15 protein-coding genes are annotated in these 17,301 nt (G+C 45.7%); all 15 read right to left on the bottom strand.

The genetic code is table 11. The features are described 5' to 3' along the window. Positions 1-21: 21 nt before the first annotated feature. The 15 genes from DWW81_RS10390 to DWW81_RS10320 all read right to left on the bottom strand — a co-directional run bounded on the left by DWW81_RS10390 (position 22) and on the right by DWW81_RS10320 (position 17,233). On the bottom strand, positions 22-300 hold the full coding sequence (locus tag DWW81_RS10390) for a zinc-ribbon domain containing protein (RefSeq protein ID WP_022288363.1): 279 nt from the start codon (positions 298-300) through the stop codon (positions 22-24). A 96-nt stretch (positions 301-396) separates the two neighbouring features. Further along, positions 397-957 carry a sigma-70 family RNA polymerase sigma factor gene (locus DWW81_RS10385; protein WP_117897608.1) on the bottom strand — a complete coding sequence of 187 codons (561 nt, stop codon included), beginning with the start codon at positions 955-957 and terminating at the stop codon, positions 397-399. Between the two features lie 236 nt (positions 958-1,193). Continuing rightward, positions 1,194-1,751, bottom strand: a complete 558-nt coding sequence (locus DWW81_RS10380; RefSeq protein ID WP_022288361.1) for a FumA C-terminus/TtdB family hydratase beta subunit — start codon at positions 1,749-1,751, stop codon at positions 1,194-1,196. A gap of 9 nt (positions 1,752-1,760) precedes the next feature. Then, on the bottom strand, positions 1,761-2,750 hold the full coding sequence (locus DWW81_RS10375; RefSeq protein WP_022288360.1) for a hypothetical protein: 990 nt from the start codon (positions 2,748-2,750) through the stop codon (positions 1,761-1,763). Positions 2,751-3,069: 319 nt separating this feature from the next. Further along, complete coding sequence (ftsZ, locus tag DWW81_RS10370; RefSeq protein ID WP_117897609.1) at positions 3,070-4,200, bottom strand: cell division protein FtsZ; 1,131 nt, start codon at positions 4,198-4,200, stop codon at positions 3,070-3,072. 255 nt (positions 4,201-4,455) lie between these two features. Continuing rightward, complete coding sequence (locus DWW81_RS10365) at positions 4,456-5,559, bottom strand: FtsQ-type POTRA domain-containing protein (RefSeq protein WP_117897610.1); 1,104 nt, start codon at positions 5,557-5,559, stop codon at positions 4,456-4,458. An 18-nt stretch (positions 5,560-5,577) separates the two neighbouring features. Next, positions 5,578-6,837, bottom strand: a complete 1,260-nt coding sequence (gene murA / locus DWW81_RS10360; protein WP_117897611.1) for a UDP-N-acetylglucosamine 1-carboxyvinyltransferase — start codon at positions 6,835-6,837, stop codon at positions 5,578-5,580. 61 nt (positions 6,838-6,898) lie between these two features. Beyond that, positions 6,899-7,804, bottom strand: a complete 906-nt coding sequence (locus tag DWW81_RS10355) for a hypothetical protein (RefSeq protein ID WP_117897612.1) — start codon at positions 7,802-7,804, stop codon at positions 6,899-6,901. Between the two features lie 28 nt (positions 7,805-7,832). Continuing rightward, the gene (gene murG / locus DWW81_RS10350; RefSeq protein WP_117892253.1) at positions 7,833-8,960 is read right to left on the bottom strand and encodes an undecaprenyldiphospho-muramoylpentapeptide beta-N-acetylglucosaminyltransferase; all 1,128 of its coding nucleotides are present in this window, start codon (positions 8,958-8,960) and stop codon (positions 7,833-7,835) included. 15 nt (positions 8,961-8,975) lie between these two features. Then, on the bottom strand, positions 8,976-10,202 hold the full coding sequence (locus tag DWW81_RS10345) for a putative peptidoglycan glycosyltransferase FtsW (RefSeq protein WP_117863108.1): 1,227 nt from the start codon (positions 10,200-10,202) through the stop codon (positions 8,976-8,978). Positions 10,203-10,226: 24 nt separating this feature from the next. Then, positions 10,227-11,270, bottom strand: a complete 1,044-nt coding sequence (locus DWW81_RS10340) for a hypothetical protein (RefSeq protein WP_117897613.1) — start codon at positions 11,268-11,270, stop codon at positions 10,227-10,229. Continuing rightward, on the bottom strand, positions 11,267-12,628 hold the full coding sequence (gene murF, locus DWW81_RS10335) for a UDP-N-acetylmuramoyl-tripeptide--D-alanyl-D-alanine ligase (protein ID WP_117897614.1): 1,362 nt from the start codon (positions 12,626-12,628) through the stop codon (positions 11,267-11,269). Before murF ends, DWW81_RS10340 begins: the two co-directional genes overlap by 4 nt. Before the next feature lie 165 nt (positions 12,629-12,793). Beyond that, on the bottom strand, positions 12,794-14,242 hold the full coding sequence (locus DWW81_RS10330) for a UDP-N-acetylmuramoyl-L-alanyl-D-glutamate--2,6-diaminopimelate ligase (RefSeq protein WP_038670527.1): 1,449 nt from the start codon (positions 14,240-14,242) through the stop codon (positions 12,794-12,796). Positions 14,243-14,267: 25 nt separating this feature from the next. Further along, positions 14,268-16,601 carry a penicillin-binding transpeptidase domain-containing protein gene (locus DWW81_RS10325; RefSeq protein ID WP_117897615.1) on the bottom strand — a complete coding sequence of 778 codons (2,334 nt, stop codon included), beginning with the start codon at positions 16,599-16,601 and terminating at the stop codon, positions 14,268-14,270. A gap of 155 nt (positions 16,602-16,756) precedes the next feature. Then, positions 16,757-17,233 (bottom strand): cell division protein FtsL, encoded by a 477-nt coding sequence (locus DWW81_RS10320; RefSeq protein ID WP_038670523.1) that lies wholly within the window; start codon positions 17,231-17,233, stop codon positions 16,757-16,759. Positions 17,234-17,301 lie beyond the last annotated feature (68 nt).

Raw genomic sequence — 17,301 nt, 5'->3', positions numbered from 1 at the left:
GCAGCTCAATTATGCAGAAAATTAGCCCTGCTCCTTCATCTTAGCGAAACACTCGCTGCAGTAAACAGGTCTGTCCTCTCTTGGCTTGAAAGGAATAACAGCCTCGCCGCCGCAAGAAGCACAAGTTGCTGTATAAGTCTGTCTTTCAGACTTTGTAGCAGCCTTTCTTGCATCTCTGCAAGCTTTACATCTCTGTGGCTCGTTTACGAAACCTTTCTCAGCATAGAACTCCTGCTCTCCTGCTGTGAAAACGAACTCGTTTCCGCACTCCTTACATACTAATGTCTTGTCTTCGTACATGGTTCTTACCTCATTACATAAAATTGTGCCTAGTCGGATTTGCACCGACACCTTTGAATAAACAACGCTCTGCTATTAAGCTATACGGCCATATTCCTATCTCAACAGTGATCTCAATTTCCGTCTGACTCTCTGCATTGCATTGTCTACCGCCTTTTCCGACGTGCCCAAGCCTAATGCTATCTGATTGTATGACATTCCTCTCAAAAACGATTGAAATACCTGCCTTTCCTGCTCCGAAAGTGCAGAAGTGATCTTATCATAAAGCTCATTCAGCTCCTCACGCTCCACTACGACCTCCTCAGGTACAGTGCCACCGCCGCCAAGAATAGCCTCAAGGTCAGCTTCCTCGCCGCCTGAAAGAAGTGCATTTCTGTGAACAGACGAAATGATCTTATTTTTTATACATTTTGTAGCGTAAGTTGAAAACTTCGCATTTTTGTCTTCACGATAGGTCCTAACCGCACCCAGAAGCCCCATAAGCCCCTCTTGGACAAGATCCTCGTGAACCTCAGCGCCATATTTTTTTGCCAGAAACTCCACCGTACAGATATATCTCGCAATAAGCTCACCGATAGCCGTTTTGTCACTCTGTGCATTTAGCACAAGCTGCTCATCTGAAAGCTTTTCCTGCTGATCCTGCCGATCGCCTCTCAAAAAATACCGCCCACCTAATCGTAGAAATTACCGCAAAGCCCCATTCTGACGCCACTGCGTAATGTTATAATACCATTTTAGACCATAAAAGTCAAGAGAATTGACGAAATCCGCCGTCCCTGTGAAAATATTTGTAACATACCACAGTTTTAAGAATGTATTCTTGTGATTTTCAACAAACAAAAAGTCAGCCGTGTCGAAATACACGGCTGACCGCAATTTACGCAACTTTGATGTTATACACGGCAGTATTTTGCTCTGCCATCGCTGAAAATATCCCCTCCGTGGCAATCGTCAGCCACAACAAGAGGAAAATCCTCAACGTAAAGTTTTTTCACAGATTCACAGCCCAGCTCCTCAAAAGCCACTACCTCACAAGACTTTATGCAGTTGCAGGCAAGTGCGCCCGCACCGCCTATAGCACAGAGATAGACAGCACCATTTCTTATCACGGCGTCCCTTACCTCTTGTGATCTCTCGCCCTTGCCGATCATTCCGCCCAATCCAAGATCAAGCAGCCTCGGAGCAAACCTGTCCATTCTTCCTGAAGTGGTCGGTCCGCATGAACCGATAGGCTTTCCCTCAGGTGCAGGAGTAGGTCCGGCATAGTAGATAACAGCGTCTTTCAAAGGGATAGGAAGTTCCTTTCCCTCGTCAAGCAAAGCATTAAATCTTTTATGTGCAGCGTCCCTTGCAGTATACACAACACCCGAAAGCAATATCTTGTCACCGCATTTAAGCTCTCCACTCACCGCTTTAAGCTCCTCGGAACGCACCTTTCTTATTTCCGACATGACAAACTATTATTCAGCGTCATCATCGCTTACAAGAGAAAGACCATCGTCAATAAGATCTCTTGCAGTGTTTACAGCACCGATACTATTGCCATACAGATCGTTAAGTGATGTAACGAGTTGCTGAACAGTTTCGCTCAGACTTGTGAATTGTGTCTTAACAGACTCTCTCAGATCAGCAGACTGTGCTCTGATGTTCTTAGCTTCGTTCTTAGCGTCGCTTACTACCTTTGCAGCCTCAGCATTTGCCTTTGATGTTACGTCAGCGGCTTCTGCGTTAGCCTTTGATGTAACAGCCTCTGCCTCTGCATTAGCCTTAGAAGTTACCTCGGCAGCCTGCTTGTTTGCAGCACTTGTAACAGCTTCAGCCTCCTGCTTAGCGGCAGCCGTCATTGCAGCAGCGCTTGACTTAGCTGTCTGAAGTGTAGTATCAGCCTCTGTCTGAGCATTTGTAACAAGCTTCTGTGCCTGTGCGTTTGCGTCAGCAAGAACCTGATCCTGAAGCTGTTTAGCTTCATCTTCCATCTGCTTAGCTGCCTTCTTAGCTTCCTGAACGACCTTATTAGCTGTGTTCTGAGCTTCCATGAACACGCTTCCAAGATCGAATGCAGGAGTGGCTGTGCCGGCATTAGCCTCAGCAGTTTCGAGTTTCTCTTTAAGATCCTCGATCTCCTGCTTCTGCTTTTCAAGCTCAGCGTCCTTTTCAGTTACCTGCTGCTCATAGTCAGCGATACGAACCTTCATTGTATCAGTATTAGCCATAAGCTCGGCTATCTTGTTTTTAGCCTCTTCTACCTTTTTCTCAAGTTCCTTCTTGCCCTCGAAGTCCTGCTTCTGAGCGCCGCCCTGCTTCTCAAGACGTTCGATAGTTTCGTTCTGGTCATTGACCTGAGCCTCAAGAGTATAAATTTTAGAAGTAAGGTCGTCTACATAAGCAAGAACGTCCTGCTTATCAAATCCGCCGACTCTAACCGTTCTTAAATAACCATTACTAGCCATTTCAATCCCTCCACATTAGTGATTATCTCTATTATACAATAAACCACGTTATTTTTCAACTGATTTAAGCCGTTTTCAAAAATTTCATTATTCCATACAAAATAGCAACTGAAATTTATACAAAATGTCTTAAAATCATATTTATCACAGAATAATTATATCAAATTTTCCGTAAGATTTCAAGTGCTTTTGCGAAAAATTTTCAATATCATGATAATTTTCTGAGAATACGAAAATCTCTTTAGCTGTGTAAACGTTTTCTGATTTTGGTTCAAACAAGGCGGACAGCGTAAACGCCGATCCGCCTTTGAAAGCATTATTACTTGTTCTTGAAGATATTGAAGATATCGTCGTAATAATTTGGATTATCAGCAGCCTTAACGCCAGCCTTGTGCATCGCTTCAGCGTCAGCCTTTGCGTCGTCAGCCTTCTGAGTAAAATTTGCAGTATATGTTGTCGCAGCCTTTGGTGCAGCAGCCTCAGGAACGTCATTTCTGTCAACAAAGTCAGCAGCGATAACAGTAACGTCCATAGCGTCCTTGGTATCAGGATTTGTACCGTTACCAAAAATGATCTCAACGTTATCGTCAGCAGCGTCTGCTATAGCAGCAGTAAGCTCGTCCATATCACTGATAAGGAGATCCTCGCTCATTGTAACGTTTACGATAAGTCTTCTTGCACCCTTGATAGAAGTTTCAAGCAGATCAGAAGAAATGACCTGATTGATGATATCCTGTACCTTATCCTTGCCCTCGCCGTGGCCGATAGCAATATGCGCTCTTCCTGCACCCTTGAGGATAGTAGTAACGTCAGCGAAGTCAACGTTGATCTCATCATGTCTTGTAATGATCTCAGCGATAGCGATAACGTCTGTCTTAAGAACTTCATCAGCGATAGCATAAGACTGCTTCATAGTGAGGCGCATCTCGTTTGTGATAAGGTTCTGGTTAGGGATAACGATAAGAGCGTCAACGTGCTTGATAAGAGCCTCGATACCCTTTTCTGCTCTCTCCATTTTCTTAGCGCCCTCAAATTTGAAAGGCTTTGTAACAACTGCGATAGTGAGCTTGTCAAGTGACTGTGCGATCTCAGCAACTACAGGTGCAGCACCGGTACCTGTTCCGCCGCCCATACCTGCTGTGATGAATACCATATCAGCGTCCTTGATAGCGTTCTCGATCTCGTCCTTGCTTTCCTGAGCGGAAGCCTCGCCGATCTCAGGCTTTGCACCTGCGCCCAGACCGTGAGTAAGCTTCTCACCTATCTGGATCTGTGTGTGTGCAGCTGACTTATGCAGTGCCTGGATATCAGTATTAACAGCGATATATTCAACATTTCCCTCGATACCGGCCTGTGCGATACAGTTAAGTGCGTTTCCACCGCCGCCACCGACACCGATTACCTTGATCTTTGCGCCTACGACTGGCTCTTCAACATACTCGTAACCCATAATAGAACTCCTCCTAAAAGCGAATTTTCATACTTCTCCGTATTTTTACATATCAATTTATCAAATCAAAAATAAAATGCAAAAAAGCCTATGTGCCGAATATGCACATAAATAGATACAATAATATATTATCATACTTTTGTCAAAAAGTAAAGAACTTAAATGAAACCATTATAAATTTTTTATTAATTATCAATAAAACGACTGATTTTTCAGTTTCATTTGTGTATACTATACAATTAGTTATCCTGACCCCTACCAATCTGTGTTCGTCTGATCGTCCACATAGCCGTTGTCAGCATATCCATTGTCGGTATAGCCCTGATCGCCGCCGTTATCATATCCCCAGTCGGTGTTTCCGTTCTCGTTTGTCCACTGATCTGTGCCTGCATTGTCAGCATCATCATTGCCGTCCCATGCGTTGGTATCGTCGCTGTAGCCTTGGCTATCGTCCCCTGACCATGAGTTATCACTGTCCCATGTGCTGCCGTCATCAATATTAGTATCAGCCGATACCGCACTGCTGCTGTCATCTGGCTTTGCAGAGCTTGTGTCGTCAGGCTTTGACGACTCGTCCTGCGATTTCGGAATAGCCGAAATGCCGCTGTCAGCACCGTTGTAAATAAGCGTACCCTCGTAATCGTCAGTAATGCTCTCGTCAATTACCGCCTTAAGATATGTAAGCTTGTATTCCATATCCACCGAGCTTCCAAGCTTTATTTCAAGCCTGCCGTCATACATAAGCTTAATATCCGAACGGGTAGTGAGGTCAATAGAGTCTATATTTTTAAATTTCAGCTCATGAAGATCATCAAGAAGCTCTTCAAGAATATCTGCCTTAAATGAATCCTCAGAAGCAAGTTTGTCACCCTGACTAAGGCTTTTAAGCTCAAAGCCCTTTACAACAGGTATATCCCCTGTCGGAGCAGGATTTTTCGTTTCAAGTATCTTTCCCGAAGCAGACAGCACATAGTAAGAGTTTTTATACTCGATATCAGCCGCCTTTTCAGCCTCCGTGCAGGTTATAACAAGTGTTGACGGAAATTTCTTTGTGACCTTGACATCATCAAGATACACAAGAGTATCTTTCAAACGCTTTTCAACTATATCCGTATTCGTCCTCACAAGGTTTTGTCCCGTTGAAACGCCCCCCACGCCAAGGATCTGATCCTGTTCGTAAAGGGTAACGCCCTCTATTTTTATCTCCGACACATTAAAAAACAAAAACATACTCAGCACCAGCAGCAGCGCCGCAGCCGCAAAAAATCCGGCAACATACACGTTGCGCATATTCACTGTCTGCCGACGTGCCGCAGGCTGCTGTGAGTTCATTCTGTTTTCCTTGTAAGTTCCGTTCATTTTACTCTTTCCTAACTGCTAGTAATTTACACGTTTTATGTTTCCGCCCAGAAGCGTAAAAGCATTTTCAATGCAGTCATAGCCCCTGTCCATAAGCTTTATATTAGTGAGAGATGTTTCTCCCTCTGCCGAAAGCGCCGCCACAGCTAACGCCGCACCGCCTCTGAGGTCAGGCGCACGGACTTTTGCTCCGTAAAGCTCCTTCACGCCCTCGATAACAGCCACTTTTCCCTCTGTCTTTATATCCGCACCCATTCTCACAAGCTCGTCAACATGGCGGTAGCGGTTTTCAAAAATATTTTCCACCACCACACTGGTGCCTTTTGCCTTAGCAAGTGCCGCCGTGACTATCGCCTGAGCGTCCGTAGGGAATCCCGGATACGGCATAGTCCTCACCGTCCGCACAGCTTTTAGCTGTTTAGGCGCTTTTATAAATATCCTGTCCTCATATAGAAATACCTGACAGCCCATTTGCTCAAATATAGGTATGACCGCACGGATATCCCCTGCCCTTGCCCCAAGCAGACCTATCTCGCCGCCTGTTGCCGCCGCCGCACTCATAAAAGTCGCCGCAACTATCCTGTCGGGCATGACAGAGTATTCACAGCCGTGTAGCTTTTCCACACCGCTTATTGTTATCGTTCCGCCCCCTGCGCCGCCTATCTTTGCACCGCAGCAGTTCAGAAACTCCGCAAGATCGCATATTTCAGGCTCTCTTGCCGCATTGTATATAACCGTGTCACCCTTTGCCAGAACAGCCGCAAGCATGATGTTCTCAGTCGCTCCCACAGAGGGGAACGAAAGGTCTATCCTAGCCCCTCTAAGCCCTCTCGGGCAGGTGCAGCTAAGCACGCCATACTCCTCGTTTATCCTAACGCCCATTTTTCTAAGTGCGCACAGGTGCATATCTATAGGTCTCGGACCAAGCTCACACCCTCCCGGGAATGACAGCCTGCATTCACCTGTTCTTCCAAGAACAGCTCCCAGAAAAACGATCGACGAACGCATCTCTCTCATAAGCTCATCTGGCACAAAGGTCTTTACAGCGCCCCTTGCATCCACAGTAACACAGCCGTCCTCACGGCTGCACCTTGCCCCAAGCACCGACAGAATGCGGCAAGCCGCAAATACGTCCGAAAGTGCAGGACAGTTATGTAGCCTGATCTCTCCGTTTATAAGAACACACCCTGCCAGCAGCGGCAGAGCTGCGTTTTTTGCTCCCTGAACGGTTATCTCTCCGTTCAGCCTGCTTCCTCCCTGAATGATAAGCCGTTGCATAAGCGTCGCTCCTTTTAAGGTTTTGACTTATCTTATGCAGGACCGCCCATATAGGTTAAAGCTATTTGTTGATATATATCTCTGTAGCGTTTGAAACAGGCATAAAAGCAGGCAAACAAGGCAGATAGGAGTCCTTGCCTATCTTCTTTTTCATATCCTTAGTTGAAAGTATCATGCCGGTAACGCAATCGTCAAACGTACTATCGTCCATATCAGTGATATTCACAAGTATCCTTACAGTGACCTCCTTGGAGGAAAACGGAGGAACAGTGTCGCCTATGACCTCGCCGTCGCTGTTTGTTGTAACGCTGGTCGCATAGCATACCGCGTTGTCATATTCAGAAGAAACATGGCTGATCTCATACTGCGGTATCTTTATCTCAAAAGGAGACGGGTTTTTGATATTGAACACTATATCTGCAAAACGATAGCTTGAACTCAACTCAGAACCAAAAGCTTCTTCGTTGTATACAGAATAATTTGACAGCGCATATGTTTTAAAATCCGTCATACCCATTGTTTTGAACACGTTGTCATCATATCTAACCACGCTCTTGTCTGCGTCATTGAAAAACAGCGGTGGGAAGAAGAACACCATAAGCACAAGCACAATAATAACAGCCACAACTGTCTTTATTATCTTGCCGCGCTTAACATATGAATCTCCCACCTTTACTCCCTTGCTAAGACCTGTCGCCGCCTGTGCAGGCATAGCCGCAGCGTCCTCAAGGAAATCGTCCTCATCGTCCTCTTCCTTGTGCTTGGTAGGGTCATCGTAAGTCTTTGTGGCACGGTCGAACTCCCCTGCCTTGTTGAACTTTTCTCCGTCAAAAATCTCGTCGGCGGTGCGGTTCACTCCGCTGCCCTTGAACTTTTTATCTGACAGTTTTTTTATCTTGTCAACATCAGGCACTTCAATGCTGTCCATTGAAGCCCTCTTGTTATACTGTCTGTAATTCTTATCCATTATTTTATCCCCTTAAATTTTACGTTCCTTATCCCTTAATAAGTGGCTCTAAAGCCTTGAATATCCTGTCCTCAGTATCGGCAACATGAAGCTTTGCAGCGTTTTCCGAGCACTGTCTGAGTTTCTCAGGATCTTCTATAAGCCCCTTTACAGTATCGATAAAAAGCTTTTCCGTCAAGTCTTTTTCTTCGATAACAAAGCCTGCTCCTGCGTTTTGCAATACCATGCCGTTGTAATACTGATGATTTTCAGCCACCATAGGCGACGGGATAAGCACAGAAGCTCTGCCCATTGCTTCAAGCTCCGCCAGCGAAGCTGCTCCGCACCTTGATATAACAAGGTCAGCCGCAGCCATTGCCACAGGCATATTGATATAATCCTTTATGATACGTCTGCTGTTGTTGATATCTATACCCATAGCCCTGAGCTTTTCAGGATAGTCCTTATAGCCCTGATAAGTGCCGTAGGAATGTATATGACAGACCTTAACATCATTGTCCTGATACCATTTCAAAAGCTTTGCGATATTCTCATTAAGCACTCTCGCACCCAGACTTCCGCCTGTTGAAAGCACACATATTTCATTTTCATCAAAACCAAGCTGTTTTTTAGCCTCCGACTTTGACATGGTGTTGAAAGCTCCCCTTACAGGCAGACCTGTCACCACAGTCTTGGCATTTTCGGGCATATACTTTTCTGCCTCTTTCACAGTGAGCATAACAACGTCTGCAGACTTTGCAAGTATCTTGTTTGTTACGCCCGGAAAAGCGTTCTGCTCGTGGATAGCCGTCTTTATGCCCATTTTAGCGGCTTTTCTAACTATAGGTCCTGAAACATAGCCCCCGGTTCCTATAACAAGATCAGGCTTTGCTTCCTTTATTATCTTCTTTGCAGTGCTTCCTGACTTTACAAGACACCCTGCCGCATGGATATTTCTTTTGAGATTTACCCAGTTAGGCTTTCTCTGAAAGCCCTCTATCTTTATAGGATAGAACTTATATCCCGCCGCAGGCACGAGCCTTGCCTCAAGCTTTTCAGGATTTCCCGCAAAGCTTATCTCAGCGTCAGGATAATGTTTTTTTATGATCTCCGCAATGGCAAGAGCAGGATTTACATGACCTGCCGTGCCTCCGCCTGCAAGTAAAACTCTGAGCATAGAACTAATACCTCTTTACTTTTTTTTGATGCACTGACGTGAAACGTTGAGCATGATACCCATTTCTGCAAGCTGTATCATCAGTGCAGTACCGCCGTAGCTGAAAAACGGCAGTGAAATACCCGTGTTAGGGAAAGCGTTGCAGGCTACCATAATGTTGAAAAGTGCCTGCGAGCCTATCTGTATTGTTATACCAGCCGCAAGAAGCATACCAAAACGATCCTTGCTTCTTGAAGCGATCATGAAGCCCTCGATTATAAAAAGCACAAACAGCAGTACCACTACCATTGCACCCACGAAGCCAAGCTCCTCGCAGATAATAGCGAAAACGAAGTCGTTTTGCGACTCAGGCAGATAGTATTTTTGCCTTGACTCTCCAAATCCAAGACCGAACCAGCCGCCCGAGCCTATAGACAATAGAGATTCATAGGTCTGAAAGGTCTTTCCGCTAGGGTCGGATTCAGGATTTTTCCAGCTCTGTATACGATCTGAAATATAAGAAAAGCCTGAGCCTGACGCCATTTTATATATCAGCAGCAGCACCCCGAAAACAGCACACACACCGATAAATTTCCAGAAGGTCTTTTTTGGCATACCGCTTATGAACATCATAGACACTCCCATGATACCCACCAGCATAACAGCCGACATATGCCTCTGAAAAATAAGCACTAGCGCCACCGCGCCCATTATCACAGTAAACGGTATAATACAGAATTTCCAATCCTTGAACTTAGGATAATTCACCGACATTATGTATGCGAAAATAATAATGAACGTTACCTTCAGAAGCTCCGACGGCTGAAAGCTGATCGGACCTATTTGTATCCAACGCTTTGCACCGGCAACGTCTATTCCGAAAAGAGCTGTATAAAACGTAAGAAGATATGTGGCGATAAACGCAATATATGCTATCTTAGTGTTCTGAAAGAAGTGATAATCAAGATAGCTCGTTGCAAACATCAGAAGAAGACCAAGTCCGGCAGACTTGAGCTGGCTCACCAGATAATAATATCCATCGTTATATTCACTCAGACCCCACGCATAGCTTGCAGAAAACATCATCAGAAGTCCGAATACAAGCAATACCATTACTAGAATAAAAAACGGCTTGTCTATCTCCGTAAGTATAAATCTGAATCTATGTTTTCTTTTTGCCTGTGCCACAGGTTGTTTAAGAGGAACGTGACTATTATACACTATGCTTCCGTCACGTTCACGTCTAGGACCTCTTATAGCCAAACAAACAACCTCCCAACAAAATCTCTATATGAAAAACTTTCCCGAATATATCAAAAACGCTATCGCCGCCGCAGCCCCTGCCACAGATATCACAGCGAATATCCCGATCACGGCATGATCCCCGTGACCCTTTTTCTGCAAATGCTCATGAAGCGTGTAACCTTTCATAAGCAGCTTTTTTCTTATCTTAAAAACGATATACTGCAAAAGCCCGCAAGCTCCGTCAACGACCACCGCCGCACCTGCCGGCAGGAAAACGAAATATTCTCCCGAAAGCAGCACCGCCATAGTCATAAGACCCCCAAGCGCCAGCGCACCCGACTCGCCCAAATAAAGCTTCGCAGGACTGCACCCCCAAAAGAGAAAGCCTCCTGCCGCACCCATTGTGCAAACAGCAAAAAGCCGAGCGGCGTCAGAGCCTGCCCCTGCCGCAAGACCGCTTGACAGCCCTGCCGAAAATATCAAAGCCGTTACAGCACACAGCCCGTCAGTACCCGTGTCGGTCTTACCGCCTGCGCAATCGTGTATCTTCACCATGTTTATCCCCACTGTCATAAACAGCGGAAAAAGCGGATAAAAAAGCCCGCCGAACTGCACATAGCCCAAGTGAAAAGGCATAAGCACTGCCGTCTGCACTCCTCCGCAGTATCTGAGTCCCACGCACACTCCAAGACATATAAGATACTCCATACATATCTTGTAAAAAGGCTTCATGCCTATGCCAAGCTTTTTCTCCTTAACATAGTCCTCCGAAAGCCCGATAGCCGTGAGCATCAAAACTCCGCCCAGAGCGATAAACACACGCCTTGAAAACTCTCCGTTCTCAAAACTCAGCACCGCCTGCGAGTCATAAAATATAACTCCCGTAACAATGCCGAATATAACGCAGAGCATTATGACAACTCCGCCGAATTTCGGCTCAGAGCCGTCCTTTGCGAACCTGTTGCCTATATAAAAATCGAATTTGCCTGTTTTTATCCTGCGGAAATATGGTATGAACACTCTGCCGAGAACATATCCCAGCACCATTTCACACCCCAGTATCACCGCCTGCACGCTCCAACTCATTTTGTCAGTGCATTGAACACTTCTTCAAGCTTCATTCCTCTGCTTCCCTTGAAAAGCACAGCATCGCCCTTTGCAACTACCTCTTTCAAAGCCGCCGCAAGGTCATCTCTGCTTTCAAAGTGCCTGCAATTTTCCTTTGCAAAGCCCTTTTTCTCAGCACCCTCTATATAGCACTTTGAGTCCTCGCCAAAGCAGTAAAGCAGGTCAGCCTTTGAAGCCGCAACATACTCTCCCACATTTCTGTGATAGGTCTTTGAGTTCTTGCCAAGCTCAAGCATATCTCCAAGCACGCAAATACGCTTGCCCTCCGCCTGTGCCTGTGAAAGCACCGAAAGGCTCGCTTTCATTGAGTCAGGTGCAGCGTTGTAGCAGTCAACTATATATGTAACTCCGTCAATGACGGTAACATTCTGTCTTAAACCCTCCGGTTTGAACTGAGCAATGCCCTTTACAATATCCTCAGGAGAAATATCAAGCGCAAGACCCACGCAGAACGCCGCAAGAGCGTTCTTTACATTATGCTCGCCCAAGCAGTTTATCTGGGCGGCTATCTTTCCGCCCTCATAGTTTATAGTAAATGTTATGCTGTTGTCAACAGTCTTAACACCGCTTGCATAAACATCGCAGTCCTTCTTTGATACAGAATAGTAATAAACCTTTCTGTCAGAATGTAACTGCACCCCTGCAAGCAATTTATCATCACGGCAAAGTATCAGCGGAGCGTCATAAGCCGCACCGTCAAGTATCTCAAGCTTCGCCTTGAGAATGTTTTCCTGCGTGCCGAGATTTTCAATATGTGAAATGCCGATGTTTGTTATAACAGCCACGTCAGGCTGACATGACATTGACATTCTCGATATCTCCCCCTGATGTGACATACCCATTTCGATAACAGCCGCCTCATAGCTGCTGTCAAGACCGAAAAGCGTCTGCGGCATACCTATCTCATTGTTGTGGTTGCCCTGAGTTTTCAGCGTCTTGTATTTCTGCGCCACAACAAGGGCTATCATATCCTTAGTGGTGGTCTTTCCCACGCTTCCTGTTACGCCAACTACCTTAACATCGAATTTAGACCTGTAATACCCCGCAATGTCGAGCAATGCCCTTGCAGTGGAGTCAACTATCATACATCTTGCACCCTCCACAGGTCTTTCCGTGACAACAGCCTCCGCACCAAGCTCCATAGCCTTTGCGGCAAAGTTATGTCCGTCAAAATTCTCACCCTTTAGTGCAATAAAAAGCGAACCTGGCTTTATTGTTCTCGTATCGGTGGAGATATCGGAAATTTCAACGTCAGCAGGATAGCCGTAGCTTCCGTGAACCGCCGATATTATCTCCTGTAAGCTTAATTTTTCCATTTTAATTCTTATCCGCCAATTTCTCGGCAGTATCTCCTTTCCCTTTTCTTATAAATATATATCTATTTTCATTCATCGCCGAAACGATGCAAACGGGACATCGTATTTCTGCAAAGCAGAAATTGCGCTGCTCCACTACATAACAAATATGTTATTTTCTATCTCTTATCTGCCCTCAGCTTCAAGCTCTTTAAGAGCGTCCGCAACGACTTCTCTCTCGTCAAAATGTATCTTCACACCACCTGCAAGTATCTGATAATCCTCATGGCCCTTGCCGGCAAGCACGATGATATCGTCCTTTTCCGCATGATGTATAGCCCAGTGGATAGCCTCACGCCTGTCAACGATAGTTATGTAAGGGGTTGTCTTGCCCTCCAAACCAACCAGAACATCATTTATGATATCCTGCGGATCTTCATTCCTCGGGTTGTCGGAAGTGACGATAAGAAAATCAGCATTATCCGCCGCAGCCGCAGCCATAAGGCTTCTCTTAGAAGCGTCCCTGTTTCCGCCGCAGCCGAAAAGGCATTTTACCTTTCCGCTTGCACTGTTCTTTATAGCCGAAAGCACGTTCACAAGTGCGTCAGGAGTGTGAGCATAGTCGCATATAACAGTGAAATCTCTGCCTGTTGGAACTATCTCCGCTCTTCCTCTTACGCCCTGCATAGTCCCCAAAGCTCTGATAGTCTTGTCAACGTCAAATCCAAGGGTCTCACAGCAGGCTATAACAGCCAGCGAGTTTGAAACGTTGAAAAGTCCGGGCATATTGAATGAAACATTGTGCTTTATCTTTCCGTCAGTGAAAACATACTTCACACCGCTTGCTGAAAGCAGTATATCCTCTGCTCTGAAATCAGCCTTTGTACAGCATGAATAAGTTTTCGCAGGACAGCTTATCTCTTTGAGATATCTTCTGCCGTATTCATCGTCTATATTGATGATAGCGTTGTCAGATATAGTGAAAAGTATCTTCTTAGCCTGATAGTAATTTTCCATCGTGCCGTGAACGTCAAGATGATCCTGCGTCAGGTTAGTGAAAACGCCCACCTTATAATGACAGCCTGAAAGTCTTTTCTGCTCTAAGCCCTGCGAGGAAGCTTCCATAACAACATAGTCGCACTTCTCGTCAGCCATTTTTCTGAAAAGCTCATAAAGATCATAAGGTTCAGGAGTAGTTCTTGCAGTAGGATAAACGTCGTCGCCTATCTCGTTCTGACAAGTGCCGATAAGACCAACCTTACAGCCGAATGAAGAAAGCACCTTCTTTATAACAGTTGTTATAGTCGTCTTTCCGTTAGTGCCTGTTACACCGATAAGAGTAAGCTCCTTTTCAGGGTGACCGAAAAATGCCGCACACAGCAGAGGGAAAGCCTCTCTCGTATTCTCCACGATTATCTGACAGTCAAGCCCCAGATCTCTTTCGCAGACTACAACTGCACAGCCCTTTTCTATCATGTCCTTAGCAGCGTCATGTCCGTCAAAGGTCTTTCCTTTTATGCACACGAACATCGAGCCTGCCTTGACAGCCTTTCTTGTGTCGCTCGTAACGTCGCTTATCTCCATATCAGGCAGAGAAGTTTTCGCAACGTCCTTTATGATATCATATAGTTTCATAATTATCATTCCTTATCATGGTTTCTTACTGTGAGCCTACCGAGGTCACTGCAAATGTTACCGACACAGCCGTTCCCATTGGAACGCTCTGTCCTGCTCCCACGCTCTGATCGGACTGTGCAACTGCACCCTCCTCCTCATAGCCTGAGCCTTCTGCCGTCAAGTTAAGACCATACATATCAAGCGTAGCCTTTGCCTGCTCCTTTGTAAGTCCTTTAAGTTCAGGCACCGTAACAGTTTCTTCCTTGGCGTTTGCTTCTGTGTAAAGCACAACCGATCCGCCATGCTCTATCTTTGCGGCAACAGGCGTCTGCTTAACAACAGTGTCGCCCTCGCCCTTGACCTTGACCTCAAGTCCAAGATCTTCAAGTGTCTTTTTGGCTTCCTCAACAGTATAATACTGAACGCTAGGTACTGAAACCTGCAAGTCTGCAAGCTCGCTCTCGTCATACTCAGGGAAGATCCCCACATAAGGCAGAACGTCTGAAAGCACGTTCACGCATATAGGTGCTGCCACCTGGCTTCCGTAGAATTTCTCGCCTGTGGGGTGGTCTACCATTACGAGCATTACTATCTCCGGATCGTCAGCAGGAGCGAATGCACAGTATGAAGAAACATACGTCTGACCGGTCGGGTCCTCGTCCATTTTCTGTGAAGTACCCGACTTACCGCCTATCCTGTATCCCTTTATATAGCAGTTAGAGCCGGGCTGACCTTCAACAACGCCCTCGAGTATCTCTCTCATAGAAGCGGAGGTGTCCTCAGAAATGACCTGACGTCTTACAACAGTGTCCATTTTCTTTACAATGTTGCCGTTCTCGTCAGTTATGCTGTTCACTACCTGCGGTGTAACAAGATAACCGCCGTTTATAGCCGCCGAGTAAGCTGTTATCATCTGTATCGGCGTTACCTTATTTGTCTGACCGAATGAAGATGAAGCAAGCTGAACAGGGCCCATGTTGCTAAGCGGCATACTGATAGAATTTGATTCCGCAGGCAGGTCGATACCTGTCAGCTCGTTGAAGCCGAACGCATTGTAATACTGACAGAACTTTTCAGAGCCAAGCTTCATGCCTATCTGAATGAATACAGGGTTACATGAGTTTAGCATTGCCTGGGCAAGATCCTGCGAACCGTGGTCGGTAGTTGACCAGCAGTGGAAAGTCGTGTCCTCCACCTGTATCTGAGTGCCGCAGCCAAAAGTATCATTAAGAGTGATAGCCTTTTCTTCCAAAGCCGAAGCACCTGTTATGACCTTGAATACAGAACCCGGATTGTATGTTTCTGAAACCGCCTTGTTCTTCCACTGAAGGGACCATGCGTCAAGCTGTTTCTGCTTGTAATCGTTTGAATCTTCATCAAGCCCCGCAAGCTCCGCCGCCGTCTTTTCATCGGAGATAGCCGCAGGCTCATTAGGGTCATAAGGATCAGAAGTCGCCATTGCGTATATCTGACCCGTCTTAGGATTCATTATGATACCGCAGGCTCTGTCAGTAGGCTGATTTTCCTTAACTGCCTTTGCAAGCTCTTTTTCAAGGATATACTGAATGTTGGCGTCGATATTCAGATTAAGATCGTCGCCGTCCTGAGCGTCATAGCTCTGCTTGTATCTGTATGGTATCTCAGTTCCGTCGCTTGCCTTTGCAGTGATTATCCTGCCGTCAATGCCGCTGAGATAATCGTCATAGTAAGCTTCAAGACCATATATGCCGTTGCCCTCATAGTCCGTGTGACCAAGAACAACAGAAGCAAGAGTATTCTGTGGATAAAGTCGCCTTGTGGTAGGGTCGCACCTTACGCCGTCAATGCCAAGCTCCGTGAGCTTATCCTCGATAGCCGTGGAAACGGTCTTTTCCACCTCTTTTTTCAGCACGATGTACTGAGTATCCGTCTTAGTGAGTTTTTCTCTCACAGTGTTAGTGTCTATCTCAAGATTGAGTGCCAAAAACTCCACAAGCTCGTCAAGACATTCGTCCCCTGATTTCGTTGCGTCAAGTCTTTGCTGATATGTAGCCTTCTTGGACGCATCGTCCTCTTTGGCTATATATCCCTTAAGCTCCTCTATCTTCTTGTCGTTGTCATCAAGCTTTTCTTTGAGCATAAGAGGGTCTGCATAAACAGTATAGACCGTTGCGCTCTGAGAAAGCACCGTTCCGTTTGAATCATAAATAGTGCCTCTTGACGCTGAAACAGCCGTGCTTTTAAGCTGCTGAGCGTTTGCAAGGGACTGCCACTTCTTGCCGTCCTTTATAGACACTGAAAAGATGGTCGCAACCGTATATATAAGTATCGCCGCCACAGGCAGGCTCAGCCAAATATTCAGACGTTGTTTCATTCTGGCACTTGGTCTGTCGGTCATAAATATCTCCTCTCAGGACATCACCGCACATACAAAATCTTCAATAATTTAGCATGATACGGCAAATATCGTATTTTCACACATACAAATTAATAGAACAAGAAAGCTAAGCACAAATATCTTGTCCCTAACTTTCCCCATAATTATTTTATTCACTAAGCCCCGATATATTCCAGAACAGAGCTGAACCAGTGTTTTATCTTAACGAACACATTGTCGTCCTCGGCCTTTACCACCTTTGCCACCGAGTCTGACTCCACAGTTACATACTCTATCTGAGATTTATCCAGCTTTTTAAGTCCCAGCTCATTCTCAGCATACTCCTCGACCTTTGACATATTGGTCTTCTGAGCAAGCTCTGACTGTAAGCTTACATTCTCTCCCTGAAGCTGAGCAAGCTGTTCCTCCTGTCTGGTCTGCTCCGAACATAGGCTTGATATTTCGACTCTGCCGTATATCATCGTTCCAAGAACAACAGCCACCAGCAAACAAATGCCTATCACAGCTACTACCGATACGGTTTTCTGCTTTAGTGCAGGGTTTTTCTTATATTTTATGGCTCTTTGAGCCTCCGCCTCCTGAGCGTTGTCATAGGCACTGTAATCAAATGCCAAGTTATGTACCTTTGCCATTGCGGTAAAACACCTCTCACGATCCACGGGCAAGCCCGTTATTTACACATTCCCAATTTCACACAAAT

The sequence above is a fragment of the Ruminococcus sp. AF17-1AC genome (assembly GCF_003461385.1).
Taxonomy (GTDB): domain Bacteria; phylum Bacillota; class Clostridia; order Oscillospirales; family Ruminococcaceae; genus Hominimerdicola; species Hominimerdicola aceti.
Note: the sequence above shows the minus strand (reverse complement) of the source record. Positions and strands in the feature narration are given on the sequence as shown.